This is a genomic window from Dehalobacter sp. MCB1 (genome assembly GCF_003590275.1).
Taxonomy (GTDB): Bacteria; Bacillota; Desulfitobacteriia; order Desulfitobacteriales; family Syntrophobotulaceae; genus Dehalobacter.
Genome location: NZ_LXPC01000004.1, coordinates 172,942 through 196,197, shown reverse-complemented (window position 1 = coordinate 196,197; position 23,256 = coordinate 172,942). Strand labels below are relative to the sequence as shown.

The window sequence follows — 23,256 nt, the reverse complement described above, 5'->3', positions numbered from 1 at the left end:
CGACACTTTGCCAATATGAAAGCTGTATGGGACGCGTCGCAAACACATAAACGTTAGGCGAAAGACCATGCGGGAGACAGCGCCTCCATGCGTGGAATAGTCTCAGAATAATTTTCTAATGAATGCCATTATAAATGCGATAATAAAGGAAATTGTAAATACATAAATGAATGTTTTTATCCAAGTCTTACCTAAAATCTTTTGTTTGTATTGATATAAGGACATAACCAGACCACTTATAATAATTAATGCAAGCAGATCCCAGGGCGCTTCATTTAGTTTTAACGATCTATATACAACATCAAGAAGCAAAGCAAACGTAATAAAAACATATCCGAATTTATAACTAATATTTTCGATAAATGTTGTTCTTTCATCTTTCTCAACCCTATTACTGGCCATTTTCTATAACCTCCTCAAAATAGAATAAGTCTTCAAATTGTTTATTAAGAACTTTTGATAGGATTAATGCTAATTTTGCTGTCGGACAGTATTGACCTGTCTCAATAGAACTAATTGTTTGTCTTGTTACGCCTGCAAGAATTGCAAGATGTTCCTGCGAAAGATTCTTTTCTGCTCGGGCGACTTTTAATCGATTTTTAAGCTGAATATTATCATTCAAACTATCACCTCCTGACTAGATAGTAGCACAGAGAAAAGAAAATGTAAAGCATACTAGGCAAATAGACAAGTATGCCTATTAAGAGGAGTTGATTATTGTTAATTCCCGAAATCTGGGAGAATATGCAAGTAGTAACAGACTTCGGCAATTCGCAAAACGTTAAATAAAATCGCGCGCGAAGGCCGCAATATCGTGTCGCAGAAACTATCTTGTGAAAGACGATATTTTAGGCATCGAACTGGATTTTCGGAACACAACCTGATAAAGGAGATTGAGTTTATGAACTGGAGTGAGTTATTTAACGCCAATCAGCAGCCGACTTATGAAGACATAAAAGAATTTATTGGTCAAGGGGGACCATTTTGGTCTGAACTACTTGCATATATTGATTTCAGATATCAAGTTCAACCCAAAATGTCGTATAGTAAATGTTCTGCTCAGCCGGGTTGGAATGTAAAATATCAAAAGAATAGTAAATCATTATGTACCCTATATCCAATGGAAGGATATTTTATTGCGTTAGTTGTTGTAGGGGCAAAGGAGGAAGAAGAGGTAGAAATGGCACTAGGGACATTCACACCATATGTTCAAAACTTATACAGGAAAACGTCTTTTTCCTGTGGTGGACGTTGGCTAATGATAGAGGTAAGAGATAAGTCTGTACTCGATGATATTAAGAGCTTAATCGCAATAAGGGTAAAGACCAAAGGTACGGTGGGCTAACATATCAGATGCTGGCCGAATTTGCGGCCGTGGCAAGGCTTACCACAGTATGATGGTTAAAAAATTCTCATAAAGATTGGACCTGTTTTATTTTAGCAAGTTATCATACTTTGAAAAGCTAGCTGCTATAAATTACATAATATTCAGTATTAAAGTTAATAACTTGTAGTGACCGGAATATCTCTGTGTACTTAAGTGAAAAAACATAAAGAAAGAAGGCCGAATCTCAATTTATTATGATTCGGCCAAAACCTATACTTTTTCAAAGCCTATTGACCAAGGTTTATTATCTGGTACTGTCCACCAGACCATCCTAAACCACTTGAAACTTGTAATTTTAAACCTTTTAGGTTCTTAGGAATTTCAAATACAATATATCCACTTTTGCTTGTTCCCGGGTTTACCTGGGCTAGAAAGAAACTATTATCGGTGTTTACATACATGTCTGCTTCAGCCATTGCAGAATATTCTTTGCCTTCAGCATCTTTTAACTTAAATAAACTAGTATCAATAGTACGAGTCTCTTTATCGTTATTTGATACCTTTACTTTTATTAGTAAATATTCATTTTCGGTTGTTTTTTGCAAATATTGATTTTGCCCGATTTTAGTACTCCTTTTTACCTCGCTTGCAGCATACCCAATATTTCCTGCCTTAACCTCATCATTTAGCTTATATTCCTGGGGAGTGGAAGTTTGAGGGGTAGACGAATTTGGAGCGGGAGTCGGAGCAGGGGTAGACTTACCGCCACTACATGCTTGGACAAGTATGATAATTACTATGATACTTAATAGCCAAAACCACCATCGTTTATAGATAGATTTATTTGCCATCATATTTCCCCCTAACATTAATTTGTAATATTTATTATTTCTCAAAACATTTTTTTTGATTCAGAAACAATATCTTGGTTCCAGCCTAAATTATGCAAAGCACTTTGCAATTACTCTAAATAAGCTGGTTATAGAAAAATACATGCTAAGCTTTATATAAGTATTTTTGGACTAGGAAAATACTACTTGTGCTGCCACATGGTTCTTGTGAATAATCCCAAACGCAATTGTACAAGAAGAAAATAATGGAGGAGAAGTACAGGCTAAAAGAAAGGAAGAGAAAATGATGTCTAAAATCCTTATCCTAGGTGGGACAGGTCAAACTGGCAGATTGATATCGCGTCATCTATTGCAGTATTCCGAAGCTACCGTTACAATTGGGACACGATATCCCGACAAGGCACAGGTATTTGTTGATGAGCTGAATCAACAGTACCCCGGTTTACGTGCATCGGCTGTTTATGCAAACGCATCAGAAGCGGAATCCTTACGAACAGCGTTTAAAGACCAGTCTATCGTTGTGGTCGCAGCACCCACGACCGCCTATACCGAAATCGTGGCCCAGGCTGCGCTTCAGGCTGGGATTGATTATCTCGATGTGCAGCTTGGCTCTAAGAAATTTGCTTATTTGCAGTCCCTTGCTACAGAAATCAAAAGCGCTGGAAGAACTTTTATCACGGAGGCCGGGTTCCATCCTGGGCTTCCTTCCGCACTGGTTCGTTACGTGGCTACCCATATGGACTCAATTGAAAGCGCCATAACAGCCGGCTATCTCAATATGGGGAAAGATCTTCCTTATACCGAAGCAGTTGACGAATTGGTTGAGTGTTTCAAAGAATATCAGGCTCAGGTCTATAAGAACGGACAATGGACGAAAAAAAGCTCCTATGAAATACGTAAAATAGATTTTGGGAGCGACATTGGATTGAAACTGTGCTATTCTATGTTCTTTGAGGAATTGCAGCCGCTGCCGGAGTTATACCCCTCGCTCAAGGATCTTGGCTTTTATATATCGGAGTCACACTGGGTGACAGACTGGGTGGTTATGCCAGTTGTCTGGATGTGGCTAAAGATCATGCCAAACGCTGTCAGATCCATTGGTAAGTTTTTATGGTGGAGCATGGGTACTTTTCACAAACCGCCTTATCGGGTTGAACTTCTGGTTAGGGCATCTGGATCTAAAGATGGGCAGATGATTCAACCCCACGTCAGCGTTTCTCATCCCGATGGTTACGAATTAACAGCTATCCCTGTTGTTGCAACTTTATTGCAATACTTGGATGGTTCTGCCCGTAAGCCTGGACTTTGGATGATGGGACATTTGGCTGAACCCAATCGTCTTCTAAAGGATATGGAAAAAATGGGTGTGAAATGCATATCAAGCTTTTCATAAACGGCAGCTGCTTATTTGAGTTTCTATAATTGATTTTGAGAGATAGACTTAATGCAAATACATATTTATAGAAGGAGTAATCGCATGGAGAGATTAACAAAAGCATTAGAAAGCAATGGTCTTTTTGTTGTGGACGATTTTCAAATACAGCATAATAATACGGTATTAATTCTTTTGAAAACGTATGGATTGCAATAAATGGAAAAGATGCTAATAGAATTAATGATTCTCACAGTTGTCATTCATCTTGTCGATACCCTGGCCTACTCTGTACGCTTAAATTCTGTAAAAAGCGGACAGGTTGCTTTATCCTTTTCTCTTTTTAACATGTTTGTTCTTGTTTCCCGGACAGCCAACATGTTTCAAGGACCGTTAATTGCAAGCATTGTTGGTTTAAGTATAGCGCAAGGACTGAACCCGGCCAGTGATTTGCGGTCGGTTATTTTTGCAGCGACAGCAGGGACCTTATTTGGAATCTTGCTCATACCTACATTCTTAAAGATATTTGAAATTGCTGTTAAACGTTTAGAATTAGCCGGTTCTGTACCTTCCTTGGTTGTCGAGGCCCTGCAGGCAAATAATATTAAGCGAATTGTAAAAAGTGCTGTACGGCCTTCGAAGACAATGTTGGAAAGACTAAGGTATAGAGAGATACCCAAAAGGTTACTTGTTATCAATGTTTTGGTTACAGGCATATATACCATTGGGGTCCTTGCCGCTAATTACTCAGCTCTTCTGGTCCCGGAGCAAGCAGCACTAGCAGCAGCAGCTTCATCAGGAATCATTAATGGCATGGCAAGTATTCTACTTACTTTTTTTATCGACCCAAAATCAGCAATTATTACAGACCAGGCATTGAGAGGAATAAGGCCTTATGCTGATGTGAAAGCATTGGTCATTATGCTTATTGCTACAAAACTAATTGGCACATTATTGGGGCAAGTGCTGTTTTTGCCGGCCGCCCAGATTATTGCAAGCTTTTACATGTAGTAATAATGCCTGTTCATCATGAATATAAGCAAGGAAATAAGAGCCTGTTTATTAATACGATAGGAACTGAAATAGTTTTCACAGAAAATAAATATTGGAAGAAGGAATTAGCCAAATTGCCAAGAAATAAACAATAATTTAATTAAGGGGGGTCATTTTTTTGACGACAATGAGCTCAGTCACTGATTTTCTAGACCAGCGTACTTTAGCTGTGGTCGGGGTATCCAGATCCGAAAAGAAGTTCTCGCATAGGCTGTATAAATCGTTAAAAAAGAGAGGGTATAATGTTTTTGCCGTAAATCCCAATACGGACAGTATTGACGGCGAGATCTGCTATGAAAACCTTCAGTCTTTGCCGCAGAAAGCCGACGGCGTAGTGATCGTTATCCCTCCGGACCAAACCAATAAGGTCGTTAGGGACGCGGTAGAAGCCGGAGTCAAACATATCTGGATTCAGCAGGGGGCTGAATCCAAAGAGGCTATAGACTTTTGTACGGAAAATCAGATAAACGTCATCCATGACCAATGCGTCCTAATGTTTGCAGAACCATCGTTTCCTCATTCGTTCCACCGGTCCATACTGAAGGTGTTTGGAAAACTTCCAAAATAATAGGTTAGCCGGCCCAAAAAACATTTGAGCCGGCATTTTTTTCAAAAAATGGATCAGCTTCACTCGACAATGGATACAATAAAGGTTGTAAGATCTTCGACAAGGTTATATTCCTTAGCCTGGACATGGGCCAGCCCTTTGTCAGCGATTAATACCCTGATAATCGGGCGCATCGGCAAACTTTTATTCTGGTCAACTACAATCCCAACTTCACCTGTATTAAGTTTAACTGTATAGCCGGTCGGATAGGCCGCAACATGCTTTAAGAACGTTACAACCAATTGCTGGGAGAATAGTCTGTTTGCACATCCCATTACAATTTCACAGGCTTCATGCGGTACGATCCGGGAGTGGCCCGGGCCATCATTGACCAGATTATCATAAAAGTCGGCCAGCCCGACGATTTGGGCCAGGATATGGAGGTGCCGGCCGGACAGCTTCCGGGGATAGCCGCTTCCGTTCAGCCATTCGTGATGCTGCAAAGCAATATGCGCACTCAATAAGTTTAATTCGGGTTTGTTCCGAAGTATTTCATATCCGTGAATGGTATGCGTTTGATATAGGTCATTTTCCTTCGGAGTAAAGGCCTCACGTTTGGCGACAAGCTCTTTTGGCAGCTTGACAGTCCCGATATCGTGGAGCAAAGCCCCTACTGCCAGCGCCTCCAGGGTATCTTTATCCAGTCCCAAAGCTTTGCCCAAAATGGTTGCGAGGACGCAGACGCTGACTGAATGCGCATAAACTTGATTATCATAGCTCCGCATATCTGTCAGGCTCAGAAATATCTTCTCTTGAAACAGGATGTCTCCGATGATGTTGTTTACCGTCTTTTTTACTTGAAAACCATTGAGGTCTTTACCGATTCGTACTGCTTCCGCTGAATGCTCAATGGAGTTCATTGCCTCCCGCCTGTTTTCCTCGGAAATAACATCCTCAATAACGATATCCTTGGTTTCGTCATCGTCCACATAGACAATACTAATGCCCAGTTCTTTTAACCGGTCGATATATGGCTGGGTCAGCGTGACTCCTTTACCAAGCAATGAACGGCCGTTATGCGAGAAAATGGTTCTTCCCAACACGTCTCCCTTTTGAAGCCGGTTTACACTTACCTGACGCAATTGTAATCTTCCTTTCCAATAAATCAGTGCTGGCTGAAGCAACAAAAAAATCACCAGCAGACTGCATGGCGACATTCAAAACAAACCTGAGCGGATTCGGTAGCCTGGCAGTCATCAGAATTATTCTGGAAGACCCATAGCTTTGCGTCCCTGGCTTTCACCAGGTTTGCCATTGTCGTTGCTCCTGTATCCCTATTTGATTAATATTTCGGTCATAGAACCATTGTAGCACATTGCTTTCAGGTTCTACAGGGGTTATTTGGAAAATTATTCTTTATTTTGGTGCCAAATGATCAATGTCTCTTAATTTAGCAGAGGAATCTGCTTAAATTCATATAACTCATTAATGATATTTATATACGTGCGGATAACATTCTGAAAATAGTTAAAGGAGAAACTAAAAATGGGAACGGATAAAGTGGTTCATGAATCAGTTGATGGGTATATTTTGCAGTTTCCTGATGAGATACAGGAAATATTAAGAGCAATTAGAAATGTGATAAGAGAAGCAGCACCGGACGCAGTGGAAAAGATTAGCTATCGGATGCCTACGTTTGTACTGAACGGTAATCTCGTTCATTTCGCAGCATTCAAGAACCACATTGGATTTTATCCGACACCAAGCGGGATTGAAGCCTTTAAACAGGAACTGGCCGGTTATAAGGGAGCCAAAGGGTCGGTACAATTCCCGTTAAATAAGCCTATGCCGTATGCGTTAATAAGCAAGATCGTGAAGTACAGAGTTGCAGAGAACTGTTCTGCAGGGGTTGAAATCTGATCTTTATCAAATGATTATTGCCGGGAGATGCATGTGATGGTCAAATCAATGGTAAGTAAAGAATACAGGCGGAAATGCGCCGACTTTTCATTATGCGGATTAAATTGCTGTCTTTGTCCGCGTTTTCATACGGAAGGTTCTTCAAAGTGCCCCGGCTGCGGGGGCCCGGACTTTTTTTTGAAGCATCCTTCCTGTGCCGTAATTACCTGTAATAAAAAGCATCAAAATGTTGAATACTGTTTTGAATGCAGTGTCTATCCATGTGAGAGGTATCAGGCTCCAAGCGAGGCCGATTCTTTTATATCCTATCAAAATGTATTGCAGGATCAAGCCAAGGCTAAAATGGATCTTCAAAATTATCTTGAAGAACTGACGGAAAAACACAAAATTTTAGGGGAACTAATCGCGGATTACAATGACGGCAAATCAAAGGGATTTTATTGTCTGGCGGTGAACCTGCTGCCGCTTGCCGTCCTGAATAATATGATGGATAAGATCCATCATATGGATCGGATCAACTGTAAGGGCAGTGCTGAAGAAGCTGTCCGCTTGCTAAAAGCGGAAGCCGATAGTCTGAATATTCAACTGGTTCTTAGAAAGGCTAAAAAGGATTAAACAGACTATTCAAGCATCATTTCTGGGGATAAATCAAATGTTCTTTGTTTTGGAGGATCAAATATTGTCTGGAATTCGTGAACCAATAGACATTTTTGCTGAGCAGAGGCGCAGTCTGGGAACTGACTGCGAGAACTGCTTCGGGTTGTGCTGCACCGCGCTGTATTTTTCAGCTTCGGAAGGCTTCCCAAACGATAAAGAGGCTGGTCAACCCTGTCGGAACCTGCAGGAAAATTTTCGCTGCAGTATCTATCAAGATCTTCAGGGACTGGGTCTGAAAGGCTGCATAGCATTTGACTGTTTTGGCGCAGGGCCAAAAGTATCCAAGCTCAGTTACGGCGGCAGAGACTGGCGGCGATCACCGGAATTCCGGGAGCAAATGTTTGAAGTTTTCCTTGTCATTCGCCAGCTTCAGGAGATGCTCTGGTATTTGACAGAAGCAGAGACATTACGGCCGGCTCATTCAATTCATGAGGCGCTTCGTACCCTGCGGGAAGAGACGGAACGGCTGACACTGCTCAGCCCAGGCGAGCTTCTGAAAATGGATGTACCCTTATATCGTACCGAAGTAAATACCCTGCTGCTTCAAACAAGTGAACTGGTCCGTGCTTTTGTTTGTCAGGAACGGAATATTCAGGCTGGGATTCGGAAGACGTTTAAGCGCAGGAATAGTCTGATTGCTGCAGATCTCCGGGAAACAGACCTCAGAGGGGCTAACCTTAGAGGAGCCTGTCTGATTGCCGCAGACCTCAGCGGGAGCGATCTGGGCGGAGCTGATTTGATCGGGGCGGATTTGCGTGATGCCGATCTTAGCGGTACTGATTTAAGCCAAAGTTTTTTCCTGACTCAGGCCCAGCTGAATACAGCGAAGGGAGACAAGCGTACCAAGCTGCCGCCATCACTTTTTTATCCAAGACAATGGAGTATGGACTGATATGGAAATGGAAATTATCTATTCATTTGAACCGATCATCAATCAGGAGTCCCGGGTATTGATCCTCGGCTCGATGCCGGGAGTGCAATCGTTGAGGGAGCAGAAATATTATGCACATCCTTACAATCACTTTTGGCGGATTATGTATGCGCTTTTTGACGATGCCCGTGGATGGTCTAATGCCGCGGATGCCATGGATGATTATGATAGCAGGAAACAATTTCTTTTAGACAGAAAAATTGCCCTCTGGGATGTCATTCGTAACTGCTCCAGAGAAGGCAGCCTCGATAGCAATATCGTCAATGAACAGGTCAATGATTTTCAAAATTTATTTATTCAGTACCCAAATCTGGAATTACTTGCATTTAACGGAGCAAAGGGCTTTAATATATATAAGAGGAAAATCCGTCTGGAGTCTGCTTCCATTGCCTATCTGCTATTGCCCTCGACCAGTCCGGCCAATACGATGAAATTTGAGGAAAAGCTGACACATTGGAAAGCAATTTTGAAATACTTATGAAATCTTGAAGTAATACCCATGAAGTTTTAAGCAAGTCGTTGTGAAAGGTGTGAATTGATGGATAACAATCAGCCTGAACTGAAAGAAAATTATACATTTCTGATTGTAGGAGATTCCATTTCCAAAGGCGTGATCTATAACGAGGATCAGGGAAAATATTCGTTATTGGACAGAAACTATGTTTCTCTGGTTCAGAATAGCCTGAAGGGCATCGTTTATAATGCAGCCAAATTTGGCAACACCATAAAAAAAGGCATTGAACGCCTTCATCGGGATGTATCCAAAACGCGTCCGGATATTGTACTGATCGAATTTGGAGGCAATGACTGTGACTTTAACTGGATGCAGATTGCGAGTGATCCAATGGCAGAGCATGAACCCAAAACGGATTTTAACGTTTTCGGAAAAATGCTCACAGATACCATTATTTCGCTTAAAAACAATAATATTATCCCGGTGTTGATGACGCTCCCTCCGCTTGACGCTGATCGGTATTTCAAGTGGATTAGCAAAAACAGTAATGAGATAGGGAAAAATATATTAATTTGGCTGGGAAGCGTTACAAAGATATACTGGTGGCAGGAACGCTACAACTCCATGATTGTGAACATTGCAGAGGAAACAAAGACGAAATGGATCGATGTAAGAGGTGCTTTTCTGAAGACACCGGATTTTACGCAATTGCTTTGTATTGATGGGATCCATCCGAATGAAGACGGGCATAAGGTCATTGCCCAAAAGGTGACGGAATACCTCAGACAGAATTACAATTTTCTGCTCAAAGATTCTTCCGCGGACAGTCTTTCTTAGTATTTAGAAAGTATAAGCTTTTCACCCTTTACGGTTCTAATCATCAATCTATTTATCTTGGTACTATTCTCAGGAAGGATCAGAATATTGAAGAATTTGCTGAATACGCTCAAAAGAAACAAAACCCCGCTGATTGTGTTAGGTGTCATTATTGTGGTGTTGCTAATCATTAAACTGGTCCTGGTGGATTTTGTCTATATTGGCCACCAATACGAAAAGAACAGGATTATTACCCCATGGGGGGAAAAGATAAAATCCGCAAACCTTTCTGTAGATTATACAATTGAACAGGCTCTAAGCGATATAGACAGTCTCGGGCTGAATACCCTGAATGTCCCTGTTCAAATTGATATTCCGTCGTTGACGGCCAGTACGATGAGTATCAATGCGGAAAGCGAAAAGAAAGCGGTCCGGCTGATTAAACGCTTAAAATATAAAGGAATTAACGTCATTCTGGAACCTTATCCGTATATTCAAAACGGTGAGAAATATGAGACGGATCTCAAGCCGGATCATATCAATCAATGGTTCTGGAACTGGAAACAGGTCGTCCTCGCCGAACTTATCCGTGATGTGGCTAAGCCGAATAAAGTCTACGCCGTGTGTATCGGTTCCAACTTTGATCAATTCGAGGATCAATGCGGTTATTGGACCGATGTTGCGGATTTTGTCAGGGCGGAATACCAGGGCAAAGTGACTTACCGGACAAACTGGTGGTATACAGCTGAATGGAATACCGGGCAGGACTTGGCGTATGATACCTACATTGCCAAATTAAATAATCCGGTTCTTGGAAAAGTGGATTTTATCTCTGTAGCAGCTTATTTTGAATTGACCGACCAAGAAACCAATACCGTGGAGAACCTTGTAAGTTCAATTTATAAGACTCAGATTTTTGACAGAAACCAGAATATCTACGACGAATTAAAGCAATTGTCTGTCAAATGGAATAAACCCGTATTCTTTGGTGAACTGGGTTTTCCAAAAAGAAGCGGTGCCGCGGTTCATCCCTGGAACCCCTTGCCGTCGGACATTATCAATAACCAAGAGCAGGCAGATTGCTTTCTGGCTTATCAGCAAGTATTTGAAAAAGAGACCTGGCATCTTGGGTTTTCTGTTTTCGCTGTGGGCAAAGATGATGAAAACAAAAATTATTACCCAAGCGAGCAGAGCAAGAAAGTCATTAAAAGATGGTATGCCGAATACCAGCATACTAGCAAGGAGTAATGACGTGCCATGGACGGTACTATAGCCAAAAAGCTAAATAAAGTATTTGGCTTTTGCTCCGGGGAAATAACGGTTCATAAAAGCCAGAAAGAAAGTCTTTATTTCTTCCATTTCAACGGGTGGGTAGACATATTTGCCGTAGCCGAACTGCCCGAATTTAAATTTGCGCGAAGCTTCATCCATCGGTAGGCTTGTCTGCGGATAGATATTTAAAATATTGGACTTGGCCCGGGAAGAAAAACGATGTGTAATAAATTCAAACGTAAGCGCTGCAGGAGAAAAGTTTGCCGGAGAAGCGGCTTTTAACTGCTCTGCCAGGTCAGCAAAGAGCTTTTCGTATTGATCCATCCAATTCTCGAATCTGATAATCGGGGCAATAATAAAACCTAAAGGGTAGCCGGCACGAAGTACTTTTCCGGCTGCCCTTATTCTATTTTCAGCGGATGGTGTCCCATGCTCATAATTTCTGATGATTTCCTCGCAATTCAGGCTGAAACGAAACCTGGTATGGCCGTGATGTTCCAAATTCAAAAGGCAATCGACGTCAGTGAATTTTGTGACAAAGCGAAACCTGCCCTGAGGCTGTCTTCCGAAAAATTCAATGCTTTTTCTCAGACTGCCTGTATATTGTTCTACCGGGATTGGGTCGGAAACTGCGGCTCCTTCGAAATAAGTGATCTCGGGTAAACGTTCCTGGATTAAAGTTTGGGCTTTCTCAAGCAGTTCATTCATATTGACATAGATGCGGATGTACGGTCTTGTACCCAGCGTCGTGGCTAAATAACAATATTCGCACATCCCGGGACAGCTTGTGGTCAGCGGCAGCTGATAATGAGCCGAGGGTTTGCAGGTTTGAAACGTTTTTCCGCGTTTGACACCGATCACCAATGTTTTTTTGGCTTCAAAATAGGTTTCGGCAGCAGTATCTCCGCTCAGACCGGTTATTCTGTTATGAGAGCTTGTCGCTTTGACCGGAATCTTGGTTTGCCGAAAATAATCAACAAGCTTCTTTCCAAGTGGATAATTCAAGGCCTCAGGCTCATAAAAGACCTGTTTGGGCTCGAAATTCAAGTTAATCCCCCTTCTGGAGTACAACATATTCAGAGGTATGGACTTCTTCAGTGCCGACAGTAGAGGGCAATTCATATTTATACCCATTGATCATGGATGAGGTAGTACCATCATCATCCAGAAGATCCTGTCTGAATACAAGGTAGAGGTGAATCAACAAAAAGACCACATAACCCCAGGCGACAAGATGATGACTCATTCTAACCAGATTTTCGTTGTGAAAAGCCGGAATGACCCAGGAAAACAAATTTCCGGATATACCGTCCGGATTGGTGCCTATCCGCATAGCAAAACCCGTTATAATCATGAAAAAGCTTCCGATCCAGATGAAAAGAAGATAAGACAGCTGGGCTAGGGCATTATGCCCGAGATGTCCCTGATGTTCTCCTCTCATAAACAAATAGTAGCGGATTGTCGACTTGAGGTCCTGCCAAAAAGGCTTCTGCCAGAAACGTATCTTGGCATACTCATTACCTGCCCAGAACCAATAGAGGCGAAATAACAGATTGGCCGTAAAGATAAAAGCGGCTATTCCATGCCAGTAGCGAACGGATCCCATTAAAAACTGCTGGAAAGCTTCTCCGGGGGTAATAAAGACAGGATTTCCAATATACAGACCTGTAAGAAAGAGTACGGTGACGGCGGCTGCATTGATCCAGTGAAATATCCGGACAGGAAATTGCCAGACGTATACCGGTCTGCGTTGCGACATCGGGGCGGAACCCTTCTTTTCTTTGGATAAGGCCAATCGTAATCCCTCCGTATCACTTAGAATGTATTCTAGCGTCACCATGGCACGCAGATATTGTGGCCCCTAGATTTTCCCTAGCATAATAGTTTTCCTTGTGGTGTTATCAGGTGTGCTGCGCAGGCGATACAGGGGTCAAATGAGTGAATGGTCCGGAGCAGTTCCAGGGGCTGGTCGGTAGCGGCGACTGGTGTGTCGAGCAGAGATGCCTCATATGGACCTTTTTGTCCTGTAGCATCCCGCGGTGAGGCATTCCAGGTTGTCGGCACAACCGCCTGATAGCTTTCCACCTTGCCGCCGCGGATCTTAATCCAGTGAGCCAGAGCTCCCCGCGGGGCCTCAGCCCAGCCGACACCCTGGGCTTCTGTTGGCCAGCGGCTGGGTTCCCATTTTTCAGGATTGAAGGTTTGTGTGTCACCGGCTTTAATATTAGCGATTAGATCCGCATAAAAACCGGCGAGTTGATCGGCGCAAAATTTTGCTTCCAGTGCTCTGGCCAGCGTTCGTCCGAGCGTTGAAAACAAAGCAGTGAGCGGAAGGTCCAGTTTCCGCAGGGAGCTATCGACCATTTCCTTGATTTCCTTATTGCCCTTGGCATAAGCAACCACGGAGCGGGCCAGCGGGCCGACTTCCATCGCATGGCCCTGCCAGCGCGGTGTTTTGATCCAGCTGTATTTTTTTGATTCATCCAAATTGTGATAAGGTGGTTTGGGCCCGTCATACGCTGGATCCGTCTGCCCCTGCCACGGGTGAAGCCCGGCATCCTTATCCTCGTATTGATACCACGAGTGAGATACAAATTCTTGAATATGGCTTGGATCCTTTAGATCAAGATCATAGACTTTGCTCAAGTCCCTGTTGAGGACGATTCCGCGCGGGAAAAGGTAGCTATCCGGTTCATGGATATCGACGAGCGGTACGCCGCCGTAGGCCAGGAAGTTGCCGATTCCGCCTCCCCAAAGGTCTTTTTTGTAAAAGCCAGCAATGGCCAAAATATCTGGAATAAGGACCTGGTTGACAAACGTTTGGGCTTCATCAATCTTCGTTTTTACAAGATTCAGGCGTTCCATATTCAGAACATGAACGTCATCAAGATTGATGGTCGAAGCATGCCCGCCAACCAGATAGTTTGGGTGCGGATTTTTCCCTCCGAACACAGTATGGACTTTGGCAATTTCCTTTTGCCAGCTTAATGCTTCCAGGTAATGTGCGACTCCCATTAGATTGGCTTCCGGAGGCAAGCGATAAGCTGGATGACCCCAGTAAGCATTGGCAAAAATACCAAGCTGACCGCTTTGGACAATATTCTTAACTTTGTTTTGCATATCCCTGAAGTAACCCTCGGAAGAATTAGGCCACGAGGAGATGGACATGGCCAGACTGCTTGTTGCTTTAGGATCAGCCTTTAATGCGCTTAAGACATCAATCCAGTCAAAACCATGCAAATGATAAAAATGAATCACATGATCCTGGGTAAATTGGGTCAGCGTCATGATATTGCGTATGTAGTTGGCATTTTTCGGGATCGAATAATCCAAGGCATCTTCCACTGCCCGCACGGAAGCAATCGCATGAATGTGCGTGCAAACACCGCAAATTCGTTGGACAAATGCCCAGACATCACGTGGATCTCTGTTTTCGACAATCTTCTCAATTCCTCTAAATGTTGTTCCTGAGCTGACAGCATCACTGATCTTTGTCCCGTCAACAATGGCTTCAATGCGTAAATGACCTTCGATCCGGGTGACAGGATCCACAACAATTCTTGTTGTCATTGAGATTCAAAACCTTTCTGCATTAGTCTTCTTTATCATTCGTCTTAGTCTTCTTAGTTACTTGTCTTCTTTGTTCAGTATCCGTACTTCTGTTCGGGTGGTTCTTTTTCCCACGCCCTTTGGCAGCGGCCGTAATTCCCCCATGGGCAACAACACCCAGACCGGCCACACCTAAAGCGGCAAGACCGATATGGTCAGGGTTGCCGCCGATGGCCTGATTGGGGATCTCAGCCAGGTGAGCATAAAAAGGCGTGCTGGAATCATACCAATTATTCTCGGAACAGGCCATACAAGGGTGTCCCGATTTAACAGGAAAGCTGACTCCGTCATTCCATTCCGTTACGGCGCAGGCATTATAGGCGACTGGGCCTTTGCAGCCAACTTTATACAGGCACCAGCCTTTTCTGGCACCTTCGTCATCGAAGCGCTCAACAAACTGGCCGGCATCAAAGAAGGCCCGGCGGGTGCAGCCGTCATGGACACGTTTGGAGTAAAAGGCTTTAGGACGGCCCAGGCTCGTTAATTCCGGGATTTTCCCAAATGTCAGGTAATGAACGATTGTACCGGTGATGACTTCAGCAATGGGCGGACATCCGGGAACGTCAATGACTGGCTTGTTCTTGACAATTCTCCGAATCGGTACAGCCTGTGTTGGATTGGGGTGTGCCCCCTGGACACAGGCGTTAGTCGCACAGGAGCCATACGCTATCACGGCAGCTGCTCCATCGGCACATTCCTTCAGAAGCTCGTTGGCAGTCATTCCGCCGATGGTACAGTAAATGCCGCCCTCTGCCAGTGTGGCACTGCCTTCGACTACCAGAATATATTCCCCGTAATGTTCCTGCATTGTTTTCAGACGGACAGACTCTGCCTGTGTTCCGGCTGCGGCCTGCAGCGTCTCCATATAATCAAGGGAAATCATATTGAAGATCAGGTCCGAAAACAAAGGATGGGCGGACCGGATGAAAGACTCGCCGCAGCAGGTGCATTCCTGCAGATTTAGATAAATGACAGGTGGGCGTGACTTGTTTTCCAAAGCTTCCACAATTCTGGGGACAGCGGTTGCATCGAGTCCCAGCATTGCTGCAGTCATGGCACAGAACCTTAAAAAGTCCCGCCGGGATATTCCTTTCTGGCGGGCCCAGTCATAATAGCTGCCCTTTTTCAATATTTTCCCCTCCCGACATAGTATAATTGGCTACTGAATGAAAAAAAGCCGGTCTTTTGCTAATTCATCATTATTGTGTGTTCCATAGCATATTTTATACATTTCTTTACATATACAGGTATTTTGTAATACGCAGGAGATAGCCGGCAATGTGAGTGAAAAACAGCAACTCAGAAAAATTCGGAACAGCAGAGTAGAATTACCCTTAAATAGATCATAATAATATCAAAGAAATATCCAGTCTGAAAAAGAAGATTGGTGATAAGAATGAATCAAGCAGTCCTATTTGTTCTGCTGATCACGGCTATTAATATTACGTACGTATCACTGACAACGGTACGGTTTATCCTTGTGATCAAGGGCTTAAAGGAGTATGCTTCCATGCTGTCCATGATCGAAGTGCTCGTGTACATTGCCGGATTGTCTATTATACTGAAAAACCTGGACAGTTACTGGAACATCGCAGCGTATTGCATCGGCTATGGGATCGGAGTGTATCTGGGAAGCAGGATCGAGGAAAGACTTGCTCTCGGGTACATGACTGCAGAGGTCATTGTTGATTCGCTCGATGAGACGCTTCCCAAATTATTGCGTAAGAAAGGATTTGGCGTTACGACCTGGACCGGGGAAGGCCGCGACGGGAAACGCCTCCTGATGTTGGTTCTGGCCAAAAGAAACCGGCAAAAAGAACTTTTGAATATTGTTAATGATTCCTGCCCAAGCGCGTTTGTATTCTTCCAGGAACCTAAGAATTTTCATGGGGGGTTTTGGGCCGGCCGACGGTAAGATGTTAAGACAGTAAATGGCCTGCAAAGCTGATGTGGGCAACGACGATAAGAATATAATCAATAAAATAGCAGAGGAGAGGGCTGATGCCCTCTCCTCTGCTATTTTTTTCTGAAGGGTATGGATTAAATGAGGAACAGCATTTCCGCATAAGTCGGCAACGGCCAAAGCTCCGCGTCAACAAGTGTTTCAAGCTTATCCCCATAGATCCTCAATTCATTCATCGCGGCAAAGACGATGTCACGGTAGCAAACCGCATTGGCATGGACATCTTCAACGTCGGACGCACCTAGGACCGCTTTTTCCAAAGCTACAGTTTTGGCTTTAAAGGAACCTAAAGCCGAGGATACTTCTTTAATGACTTCTTCCTGCGCGGAGGTGTCCGCAGCAACTACAGCAGCTTTAACACTTTGTACGGACCCGGCAAGGTCAGCTACATATTTTGCAGCTGCGGGAAGAATCAGCCTGTTAGCCATATCAATCATCGTTTTGGCTTCGATATTGATCGTTTTGCTGTATTGTTCCAGCAAAATCTCGTAGCGGGAATGAACTTCCTGTTTGCTCAATACACCGTGTTTCTCGAACACATTAACACACTTCTCATCAATGAAGTGCTCCAAAGCTTCCACCATGGATTTGATGTTCGGCAGACCGCGTTTTTCTGCTTCTACGACCCAGTCTTCGGAATAGTTGTTGCCATTGAAGATGATACGATTGTGTTTGACCAGAATTTCTTTCAAGAGGGCCTGCAGTTCGCTGTTAAAATCGGCAGCCTTTTCAAGCTTATCGGCAATCTGGCAAATACTTTCAGCGACAATCGTGTTTAGGACCATGTTCGGACCAGCAATGGATGCACTGGAAGGAACCATGCGGAACTCAAATTTATTTCCGGTAAAGGCAAACGGTGAAGTCCGGTTGCGGTCGGAGTTATCCTTTGGAATTTCCGGAAGCGTGGACACGCCGACTGTCAAAGTGCCATTTGGTTTGGATGATACAGCACCGCCGTTATTTTGGATTTGTTCGACAATATCCGTCAGCATGTCGCCGAGGAACATGGAAATGATCGCCGGGGGAGCCTCATTCGCACCGAGACGGTGGTCGTTTCCAGGGTTGGCGGCGGACACCCTGAGCAGTTCGGAGTATTCGTCCACAGCTTTAATGACAGCACAAAGGAAAGTTAAGAACTGAGCGTTATCGTGCGGGGTATTTCCCGGATCAAGCAGATTCTGTCCATCATTGGTGCTCATGGACCAGTTATTGTGTTTCCCGGAACCATTGACGCCTGCAAACGGTTTCTCATGAAGCAGGCAGACCAGATCATGATGCAAGGCAACCTTTTTCAAAGTATCCATGACCAGTTGGTTATGGTCGGTAGAAACATTGGTTGTCGAGAAAATTGGGGCAATTTCAAACTGGCCAGGAGCAACTTCGTTGTGCTGCGTTTTAGCCAAAACGCCTAACTTCCAGAGTTCTTCATTCAATTCTTTCATAAAGGCAGCAATGCGCTCTTTGATGCTGCCGAAGTAATGGTCTTCCATTTCCTGGCCCTTAGCCGGAGGAGCGCCAAAGAGTGTTCTGCCGGTAAGGACTAAATCCATTCTGGCATCAAAAAAACTTTTATCAATCAGAAAGTATTCCTGCTCGGGTCCGACCGTAGAAATGACCCGGGTTGCTGTCGTATTGCCAAATAATTTTAACAGTCTTACTGCTTGTTTGGAGAGTGCTTCCATAGAGCGCAAAAGCGGAATTTTTTTGTCGAGAACTTCACCGGTATACGAATAGAATACTGTGGGAATCGTCAGCGTGACGTTGCCGTTTTTCTCTTCTCTGGCAAAAGCCGGAGAGGTGCAGTCCCAGGCAGTATAGCCTCTGGCCTCAAACGTAGCTCTAATGCCGCCGCTTGGGAAAGAAGACGCGTCAGGTTCGCCTTTGATCAGTTCTTTGCCGGAAAACTCCATAATGACTTTGCCGTCGGCAGTCGGAGAAATAAACGAGTCATGCTTCTCCGCAGTGAGTCCTGTCATCGGCTGGAACCAGTGGGTATAGTGGGTAGCTCCTTTTTCAATCGCCCAGTCTTTCATTGCATTTGCAACGATTTCTGCAACATCGGGGTCCAGCGCTTTCCCGTCCTCAATTGTTTTTTTCAAAGCTTTGTAGGTTGCTTTGGGCAGCCGTTCCCTCATGACGGCATCGTTAAAAACGTTCATTGCAAAGATATCCATTGTTTCGAAATCTCCCTTCAGAATTTAGATATTAGATAATGGTAAATAGTTAAATAACCATAAAAAGCAAAAAAAGCAAAAACAAACTTAGACCTCAAAGCGTTTGATCGAGGAATAAGCATCTTTGCTCAAATTACCTATAAAAATATATCAAAAAGTTAACATACTTTTTTAGAAATAACAAGTGTTTATTCCGATGTATACAAAATATATTCGGATAATAATTAATCCAATCCAAATAGAAGCAATGGCAGGATAAATGTGCATATAAAAAGAAAATATATAAAAAAATTAATCATAGATAAAATGAATTTTTAATTCTCAATATACCAGAAACTAAGGGGGTATTGCTATGAGTCTTGTCTATGTGGGATTTGTTCCTCATCCTCCGATTCTTGTGCCTGAGGTCGGGCATGGCGAAGAAAAAGGTTGTCAGCAAACAGTAGATGCTTATAGGACGCTTGTTCAGCAAGTCATCAAGATGAATACGGAGACGATCCTGATTGTATCCCCCCATGCGCCGCTGGCTGAGCAGGGTTTGGCGTATTTAAGCGGCGAGACGCTTTCTGGGAGTTTTAGCCGTTTTGGGGCTGGGCAGGTGAATTTGAGCTTTGAAACGGATCAACAGCTGGTAGAGAACATCAGGGAAAAGATTCCTGATGCTTTTCCTGTTCGGGCAGAGCTCGATCATGGTTCACTCATCCCGCTTTACTTTCTTCATCAAGCCGGATGGTCCGGAAAGATCGTTGTCTTAAGCATGCCGATGATCCGTCCGGAACATTACGGACAAAAAGTTGGCCAAATTTTAAATGATGCAGCCGAATGCTGCGCCTTGATTGCAAGCGGTGACCTTTCCCACCGGCTCAAAGAAGACGGGCCTTATGGGTCCCACCCTTCCGGCCCCAAACTGGACCAGCTTATAGTCAAAGGACTGAAAAGAGACACGACGCTGCTTAGGGCGATTCCCGCAAGTCTCTTGGATGAAGCAGCTCAGTGCGGTTATCATTCTCTGCTGTTTGCACTCGGGGCGAGAGAAGGCGCGATTAAGGTTCTCTCCTATGAAGGACCATTTGGTGTAGGTTACCTCATTGCTGAGATCTTCCGTTCTTCACCGATTGCCGGCTATGCCAGGGAATGCCTGACTTACTATCTTACATCCCAGCCTTTTGACAGGTTAAATATTCCTGGAGATCCTCTACTGAAAGAAAAGAAAGGCTGCTTTGTTTCCCTTAAAAAGGATGGGACTTTGCGGGGCTGCATTGGCACGATCCAACCGGTAAGAGAAGACCTGGCTTCAGAGATTAGACATAACGCCATAGCAGCAGGTACCCAGGATCCACGCTTTTGGCCGGTCCAACCGGAAGAACTGCCCTTAATATCTGTATCTGTCGATGTTCTTGGAGACACGGAGAAGATTACTGGGCCTGAAGAACTGGATCCTCAGCGTTACGGGGTAATCGTACGCCGGGGTGGAAAGGTCGGGTTGTTGCTGCCTCATCTTGAAGGGATTGATAAGGCTGAGGAACAGGTCGGAATAGCCAAACAGAAAGCTGGTATTGAGCCGGGGGAGGATGTCGAACTCTGGCGTTTTGAAGTCGAACGTTTTTTTGAATAACAGGAAAGAGGGATGAAGCATATGGCAGGATTTTCTGAATGTCCGCTATGTCCGCATCACTGTAAACTTAAAGAAGGCCAGTCTGGATTTTGTAAGGTCAGAGGGTGCCAAAATGGTGAAATCATACCACTGACTTTTGCTGAAGTCGCTGCGTTTCATCTTGATCCTGTGGAGAAAAAACCTCTTTATCATTTCTACCCGGGAAGGCAGATATTCTCGGTCGGCGGCTATGGCTGCAACCTGCACTGCTTCTTTTGCCAGAACTATGAGATTTCCCAGAAATATGAGCAGGGCCGCCGGATTTTCCCGAAGCAGTTGACGGAAATGGCCACGGAAGACCCGTCCATCGGGATTTGTTTTACGTATACGGAGCCTCTGGTCTGGTACGAAATGATCTTGGAGACAGCTCCTCTTATTAAAGAATGGGGAGGGAAGGTTGTTCTGGTATCCAATGGGATTATCGAACAGAAATACCTCGAATATCTGATGCCATACCTCGATGCGGTCAATATTGATATTAAAGGATTCACTCCGGAATTCTACGAGAAATACACCGGAGGGAAACTGGAGTGGGTATTAAAAACAGTTGAAACGCTGGTGCCAAACGTTCATACCGAGATTACAACGCTCGTTATCCCGAACTTAAATGACAGTCCACAGGAAATTAAGACGCTGGCCAAATGGCTATCCGGTCTAAATACTCCGCTGGCGTGGCATTTGAGCAAATATCATCCTATGCATAAAAGCAAAATACCGGCAACTGATGAAAAGAAATTAAAAAAACTATGGACGCTGGCCAAAGAAACCCTGCCCTATGTATACCTCGGGAATATGGCAGGAGGAAATACGACCTATTGTCCGCAATGCGGGCAGGAAGTCATCACCAGAGACCTTTGGGTGACCATGAAAACCACGGAAGGGAAATGCGGGCACTGCGGCCGGGATATCTGGGGAGTTGGACTCTTATGACCAATGACAGGTTTAGGGTTAACCAGGTATGCGTAATATTGAAGAATGTATACAGGAATGTATACATTATTTAAACAAAAAACCTCTTTACAGATTGGTTTCCGGATAATATAGTACAGATAGATCGTTTGTTATACACAAGTCAATTAGGCAACGGGGCCTCAAAAAAGTGCAATACTTTTTTGGGGCTTTTTTTATTAGTCGTCGCGCGTAGGTAAAGGCTTGTATCAAACTATCTATAAACCTATAAGAAATACACCAAGAAACTAAGGAGGAGAAGAAAATGAATTACACAACTGGGGATATCGGTTTTATGATTATTTCCACTGCACTTGTTATGTTAATGACACCCGGTCTGGCCTTTTTTTACGGAGGACTGGTTAAAAAACGCCATGTTTTATCCATGATGATGCAAAGTATTATCGCGATGGGTGTTGTAACAGTTATCTGGGTAGTTTTAGGTTATTCGCTTGCTTTTGGACCAGATATCGGTTCAGTCATCGGCGGTCTTGACCATCTAATGCTGAAGGGTGTAGGGCTGGAGCCAAGAACTGAAGGTGCTACAATTCCACATCTTCTTTTCATGGTTTTCCAGATGATGTTTGCAATTCTGACACCGGCTTTGATGACCGGTGCGACTGCCGAACGCTTGCGTTTTCCCGCATTTGTTTTACTGATGAGTTTCTGGAGTTTACTGGTGTACGTTCCGATCGCGCACTGGGTATGGGGCGGCGGCTGGCTTGGAAATTTAGGTGCACTTGATTTTGCCGGCGGTACTGTCGTTCATATCAGTTCAGGTTTCTCCGGTCTGATTGCAGCACTTGTGATCGGAAAACGCATTAATAAGTCCACAGATCCGACCATTCCGCATAATATTCCTTACGTGATTCTGGGCGGCGCCCTGTTATGGTTTGGCTGGTTTGGCTTTAACGCAGGCAGTGAACTGGCGGCTGACGGAATTGCAGTAATTGCTTTTGTGACAACATTTATTGCGGCCGCTTTAGGGCTTTTGGGCTGGGTCGTTGCAGAAAAACTGCATCGTGGAAAGCCAACTGTCCTGGGGGCGATTTCCGGAGCTGTTGCAGGGCTAGTAGCCATAACACCTGCTTGTGCCTATGTAACAAACGCCTCCGCCATGGTAATCGGCCTTGGAGCCGGCGGATTATGCTACTTTGCAGTTGCAATCCTTAAAGATAAGCTTGGTTATGATGATGCGCTGGATGCCTTTGGCATCCACGGAATCGGCGGAACCTGGGGAGCTCTGGCGACAGGTATCTTTTGCACAACCGCAATTAACCCTCTCGGTAAAGACGGTCTGTTCTACACTGGCGATTTCCATCAAGTCGGCATACAGCTCATCGCAGTACTGGCAACATATTTATACGCAGGTCTGGTAACATTTATCCTGCTGAAAGCCATCGGAGCGATCACTCCGCTTACAGCTACAGACGCTGAACAGGTCAGCGGTCTTGATACGACCCAACACGGAGAAAGTGCTTATCCCGATTTTGAAGGATTAACAGCAAATTCAATTTATAATTTATAAAGCAACAAGATTGACGTTATAAGTACAGACCTAAAAATATGATAAGCAGATGTAATCTTATGAAGATAATGAGACCGGAATTCAAAGTATGTCACCTCTAAGCTGGAAATACATTTGATTCCGGTCTCTGGTTTTATTGGAAATAAATTACAGATCTTACCATTGTTGTTTTGTTTTAGA

General features: G+C 44.1%; 23 protein-coding genes and 1 riboswitch. Of the genes, 14 read left to right on the top strand and 9 right to left on the bottom strand.

Features of this window, described 5'->3' with window-relative positions; translation table 11 throughout:
- Positions 1-102: 102 nt before the first annotated feature.
- Both A7K50_RS03140 and A7K50_RS03135 read right to left on the bottom strand, forming a co-directional pair.
- Positions 103-402, bottom strand: a complete 300-nt coding sequence (locus tag A7K50_RS03140; protein ID WP_119774572.1) for a hypothetical protein — start codon at positions 400-402, stop codon at positions 103-105.
- Entirely contained in the window at positions 392-622 is a 231-nt protein-coding gene (locus A7K50_RS03135; RefSeq protein ID WP_119774571.1) for a helix-turn-helix transcriptional regulator, read from the bottom strand. The genes A7K50_RS03140 and A7K50_RS03135 overlap by 11 nt, the downstream gene beginning before the upstream one ends.
- A gap of 279 nt (positions 623-901) precedes the next feature.
- Between A7K50_RS03135 and A7K50_RS03130 the strand changes: the two genes are divergently transcribed.
- Positions 902-1,345, top strand: a complete 444-nt coding sequence (locus tag A7K50_RS03130) for a DUF3788 domain-containing protein (protein ID WP_119774570.1) — start codon at positions 902-904, stop codon at positions 1,343-1,345.
- Between the two features lie 269 nt (positions 1,346-1,614).
- Here A7K50_RS03130 and A7K50_RS03125 read toward each other — a convergent pair whose 3' ends face one another.
- Entirely contained in the window at positions 1,615-2,181 is a 567-nt protein-coding gene (locus tag A7K50_RS03125; RefSeq protein ID WP_243103615.1) for a DUF4352 domain-containing protein, read from the bottom strand.
- A gap of 280 nt (positions 2,182-2,461) precedes the next feature.
- Here A7K50_RS03125 and A7K50_RS03120 point away from each other — a divergent pair, with 280 nt between their 5' ends.
- From A7K50_RS03120 to A7K50_RS03110, 3 genes are all read left to right on the top strand, one after another.
- On the top strand, positions 2,462-3,571 hold the full coding sequence (locus A7K50_RS03120) for a saccharopine dehydrogenase NADP-binding domain-containing protein (RefSeq protein WP_119774568.1): 1,110 nt from the start codon (positions 2,462-2,464) through the stop codon (positions 3,569-3,571).
- A gap of 198 nt (positions 3,572-3,769) precedes the next feature.
- Positions 3,770-4,561: a lipid II flippase Amj family protein gene (locus A7K50_RS03115; RefSeq protein ID WP_119774567.1), complete on the top strand. Its 792-nt coding sequence runs from the start codon at positions 3,770-3,772 to the stop codon at positions 4,559-4,561.
- 169 nt (positions 4,562-4,730) lie between these two features.
- Positions 4,731-5,171: a CoA-binding protein gene (locus tag A7K50_RS03110; protein WP_119774600.1), complete on the top strand. Its 441-nt coding sequence runs from the start codon at positions 4,731-4,733 to the stop codon at positions 5,169-5,171.
- 59 nt (positions 5,172-5,230) lie between these two features.
- On the opposite strand, the gene A7K50_RS03105 is transcribed toward A7K50_RS03110, so the two are convergent.
- Positions 5,231-6,292: an HD-GYP domain-containing protein gene (locus tag A7K50_RS03105; protein ID WP_119774599.1), complete on the bottom strand. Its 1,062-nt coding sequence runs from the start codon at positions 6,290-6,292 to the stop codon at positions 5,231-5,233.
- Positions 6,293-6,387: 95 nt separating this feature from the next.
- Positions 6,388-6,473, bottom strand: a riboswitch (cyclic di-GMP riboswitch).
- 222 nt (positions 6,474-6,695) lie between these two features.
- Here A7K50_RS03105 and A7K50_RS03100 point away from each other — a divergent pair.
- The 6 genes from A7K50_RS03100 (at position 6,696) to A7K50_RS03075 (ending at position 11,176) form a co-directional block, all read left to right on the top strand.
- Positions 6,696-7,070: a DUF1801 domain-containing protein gene (locus A7K50_RS03100; RefSeq protein ID WP_119774566.1), complete on the top strand. Its 375-nt coding sequence runs from the start codon at positions 6,696-6,698 to the stop codon at positions 7,068-7,070.
- 36 nt (positions 7,071-7,106) lie between these two features.
- Positions 7,107-7,685 carry a DUF3795 domain-containing protein gene (locus A7K50_RS03095; protein ID WP_119774565.1) on the top strand — a complete coding sequence of 193 codons (579 nt, stop codon included), beginning with the start codon at positions 7,107-7,109 and terminating at the stop codon, positions 7,683-7,685.
- A 37-nt stretch (positions 7,686-7,722) separates the two neighbouring features.
- On the top strand, positions 7,723-8,619 hold the full coding sequence (locus A7K50_RS03090) for a pentapeptide repeat-containing protein (protein WP_199698214.1): 897 nt from the start codon (positions 7,723-7,725) through the stop codon (positions 8,617-8,619).
- Position 8,620: 1 nt separating this feature from the next.
- On the top strand, positions 8,621-9,139 hold the full coding sequence (locus tag A7K50_RS03085) for a DNA-deoxyinosine glycosylase (RefSeq protein ID WP_119774564.1): 519 nt from the start codon (positions 8,621-8,623) through the stop codon (positions 9,137-9,139).
- A gap of 57 nt (positions 9,140-9,196) precedes the next feature.
- On the top strand, positions 9,197-9,949 hold the full coding sequence (locus A7K50_RS03080) for an SGNH/GDSL hydrolase family protein (RefSeq protein WP_119774563.1): 753 nt from the start codon (positions 9,197-9,199) through the stop codon (positions 9,947-9,949).
- Positions 9,950-10,036: 87 nt separating this feature from the next.
- Positions 10,037-11,176, top strand: coding sequence for a hydrolase (locus A7K50_RS03075; protein ID WP_119774562.1), 1,140 nt, complete (start codon positions 10,037-10,039; stop codon positions 11,174-11,176).
- Positions 11,177-11,209: 33 nt separating this feature from the next.
- Here the strand turns inward: A7K50_RS03075 and splB are convergent, their stop codons facing one another.
- The 4 genes from splB to A7K50_RS03055 form a co-directional block, all read right to left on the bottom strand.
- Positions 11,210-12,274, bottom strand: coding sequence for a spore photoproduct lyase (gene splB / locus A7K50_RS03070; RefSeq protein WP_199698213.1), 1,065 nt, complete (start codon positions 12,272-12,274; stop codon positions 11,210-11,212).
- Complete coding sequence (gene cybH / locus A7K50_RS03065; RefSeq protein WP_119774560.1) at positions 12,249-12,995, bottom strand: Ni/Fe-hydrogenase, b-type cytochrome subunit; 747 nt, start codon at positions 12,993-12,995, stop codon at positions 12,249-12,251. Before cybH ends, splB begins: the two co-directional genes overlap by 26 nt.
- 77 nt (positions 12,996-13,072) lie before the next feature.
- Positions 13,073-14,770 (bottom strand): nickel-dependent hydrogenase large subunit, encoded by a 1,698-nt coding sequence (locus tag A7K50_RS03060; RefSeq protein WP_119774559.1) that lies wholly within the window; start codon positions 14,768-14,770, stop codon positions 13,073-13,075.
- A 22-nt stretch (positions 14,771-14,792) separates the two neighbouring features.
- Positions 14,793-15,938 (bottom strand): hydrogenase small subunit, encoded by a 1,146-nt coding sequence (locus tag A7K50_RS03055; RefSeq protein ID WP_119774558.1) that lies wholly within the window; start codon positions 15,936-15,938, stop codon positions 14,793-14,795.
- A 267-nt stretch (positions 15,939-16,205) separates the two neighbouring features.
- Here A7K50_RS03055 and A7K50_RS03050 point away from each other — a divergent pair, with 267 nt between their 5' ends.
- Positions 16,206-16,724 (top strand): DUF2179 domain-containing protein, encoded by a 519-nt coding sequence (locus A7K50_RS03050; protein ID WP_119774557.1) that lies wholly within the window; start codon positions 16,206-16,208, stop codon positions 16,722-16,724.
- A 125-nt stretch (positions 16,725-16,849) separates the two neighbouring features.
- On the opposite strand, the gene A7K50_RS03045 is transcribed toward A7K50_RS03050, so the two are convergent.
- Positions 16,850-18,946 carry a glutamine synthetase III gene (locus A7K50_RS03045; RefSeq protein ID WP_119774556.1) on the bottom strand — a complete coding sequence of 699 codons (2,097 nt, stop codon included), beginning with the start codon at positions 18,944-18,946 and terminating at the stop codon, positions 16,850-16,852.
- Positions 18,947-19,298: 352 nt separating this feature from the next.
- On the opposite strand from A7K50_RS03045, the gene amrA reads away from it, so the two are divergent.
- The 3 genes from amrA to A7K50_RS03030 all read left to right on the top strand — a co-directional run bounded on the left by amrA (position 19,299) and on the right by A7K50_RS03030 (position 23,076).
- Positions 19,299-20,561: an AmmeMemoRadiSam system protein A gene (gene amrA, locus A7K50_RS03040; RefSeq protein ID WP_119774555.1), complete on the top strand. Its 1,263-nt coding sequence runs from the start codon at positions 19,299-19,301 to the stop codon at positions 20,559-20,561.
- Positions 20,562-20,582: 21 nt separating this feature from the next.
- Positions 20,583-21,530 (top strand): AmmeMemoRadiSam system radical SAM enzyme, encoded by a 948-nt coding sequence (amrS, locus tag A7K50_RS03035; RefSeq protein WP_119774554.1) that lies wholly within the window; start codon positions 20,583-20,585, stop codon positions 21,528-21,530.
- A gap of 283 nt (positions 21,531-21,813) precedes the next feature.
- A complete protein-coding gene (locus A7K50_RS03030; RefSeq protein ID WP_119774553.1) occupies positions 21,814-23,076 on the top strand; it encodes an ammonium transporter in 1,263 nt (420 codons plus the stop codon).
- Positions 23,077-23,256 lie beyond the last annotated feature (180 nt).

What these genes read in the sequence shown, in the direction of transcription:
- splB (WP_199698213.1), bottom strand. Translation starts at nt 12,274, where the DNA reads ATGTTGTACTCCAGAAGGGGGATTAACTTGAATTTCGAGCCCAAACAG.
- A7K50_RS03130 (WP_119774570.1), top strand. Translation starts at nt 902, where the DNA reads ATGAACTGGAGTGAGTTATTTAACGCCAATCAGCAGCCGACTTATGAA.
- A7K50_RS03125 (WP_243103615.1), bottom strand. Translation starts at nt 2,181, where the DNA reads ATGATGGCAAATAAATCTATCTATAAACGATGGTGGTTTTGGCTATTA.
- amrS (WP_119774554.1), top strand. Translation starts at nt 20,583, where the DNA reads ATGGCAGGATTTTCTGAATGTCCGCTATGTCCGCATCACTGTAAACTT.
- A7K50_RS03140 (WP_119774572.1), bottom strand. Translation starts at nt 402, where the DNA reads ATGGCCAGTAATAGGGTTGAGAAAGATGAAAGAACAACATTTATCGAA.
- A7K50_RS03110 (WP_119774600.1), top strand. Translation starts at nt 4,731, where the DNA reads ATGAGCTCAGTCACTGATTTTCTAGACCAGCGTACTTTAGCTGTGGTC.
- A7K50_RS03045 (WP_119774556.1), bottom strand. Translation starts at nt 18,946, where the DNA reads ATGGATATCTTTGCAATGAACGTTTTTAACGATGCCGTCATGAGGGAA.
- A7K50_RS03095 (WP_119774565.1), top strand. Translation starts at nt 7,107, where the DNA reads ATGGTCAAATCAATGGTAAGTAAAGAATACAGGCGGAAATGCGCCGAC.
- amrA (WP_119774555.1), top strand. Translation starts at nt 19,299, where the DNA reads ATGAGTCTTGTCTATGTGGGATTTGTTCCTCATCCTCCGATTCTTGTG.
- A7K50_RS03050 (WP_119774557.1), top strand. Translation starts at nt 16,206, where the DNA reads ATGAATCAAGCAGTCCTATTTGTTCTGCTGATCACGGCTATTAATATT.
- A7K50_RS03120 (WP_119774568.1), top strand. Translation starts at nt 2,462, where the DNA reads ATGATGTCTAAAATCCTTATCCTAGGTGGGACAGGTCAAACTGGCAGA.
- A7K50_RS03100 (WP_119774566.1), top strand. Translation starts at nt 6,696, where the DNA reads ATGGGAACGGATAAAGTGGTTCATGAATCAGTTGATGGGTATATTTTG.
- A7K50_RS03060 (WP_119774559.1), bottom strand. Translation starts at nt 14,770, where the DNA reads ATGACAACAAGAATTGTTGTGGATCCTGTCACCCGGATCGAAGGTCAT.
- A7K50_RS03080 (WP_119774563.1), top strand. Translation starts at nt 9,197, where the DNA reads ATGGATAACAATCAGCCTGAACTGAAAGAAAATTATACATTTCTGATT.
- A7K50_RS03030 (WP_119774553.1), top strand. Translation starts at nt 21,814, where the DNA reads ATGAATTACACAACTGGGGATATCGGTTTTATGATTATTTCCACTGCA.
- A7K50_RS03090 (WP_199698214.1), top strand. Translation starts at nt 7,723, where the DNA reads ATGTTCTTTGTTTTGGAGGATCAAATATTGTCTGGAATTCGTGAACCA.
- A7K50_RS03085 (WP_119774564.1), top strand. Translation starts at nt 8,621, where the DNA reads ATGGAAATGGAAATTATCTATTCATTTGAACCGATCATCAATCAGGAG.
- A7K50_RS03115 (WP_119774567.1), top strand. Translation starts at nt 3,770, where the DNA reads ATGGAAAAGATGCTAATAGAATTAATGATTCTCACAGTTGTCATTCAT.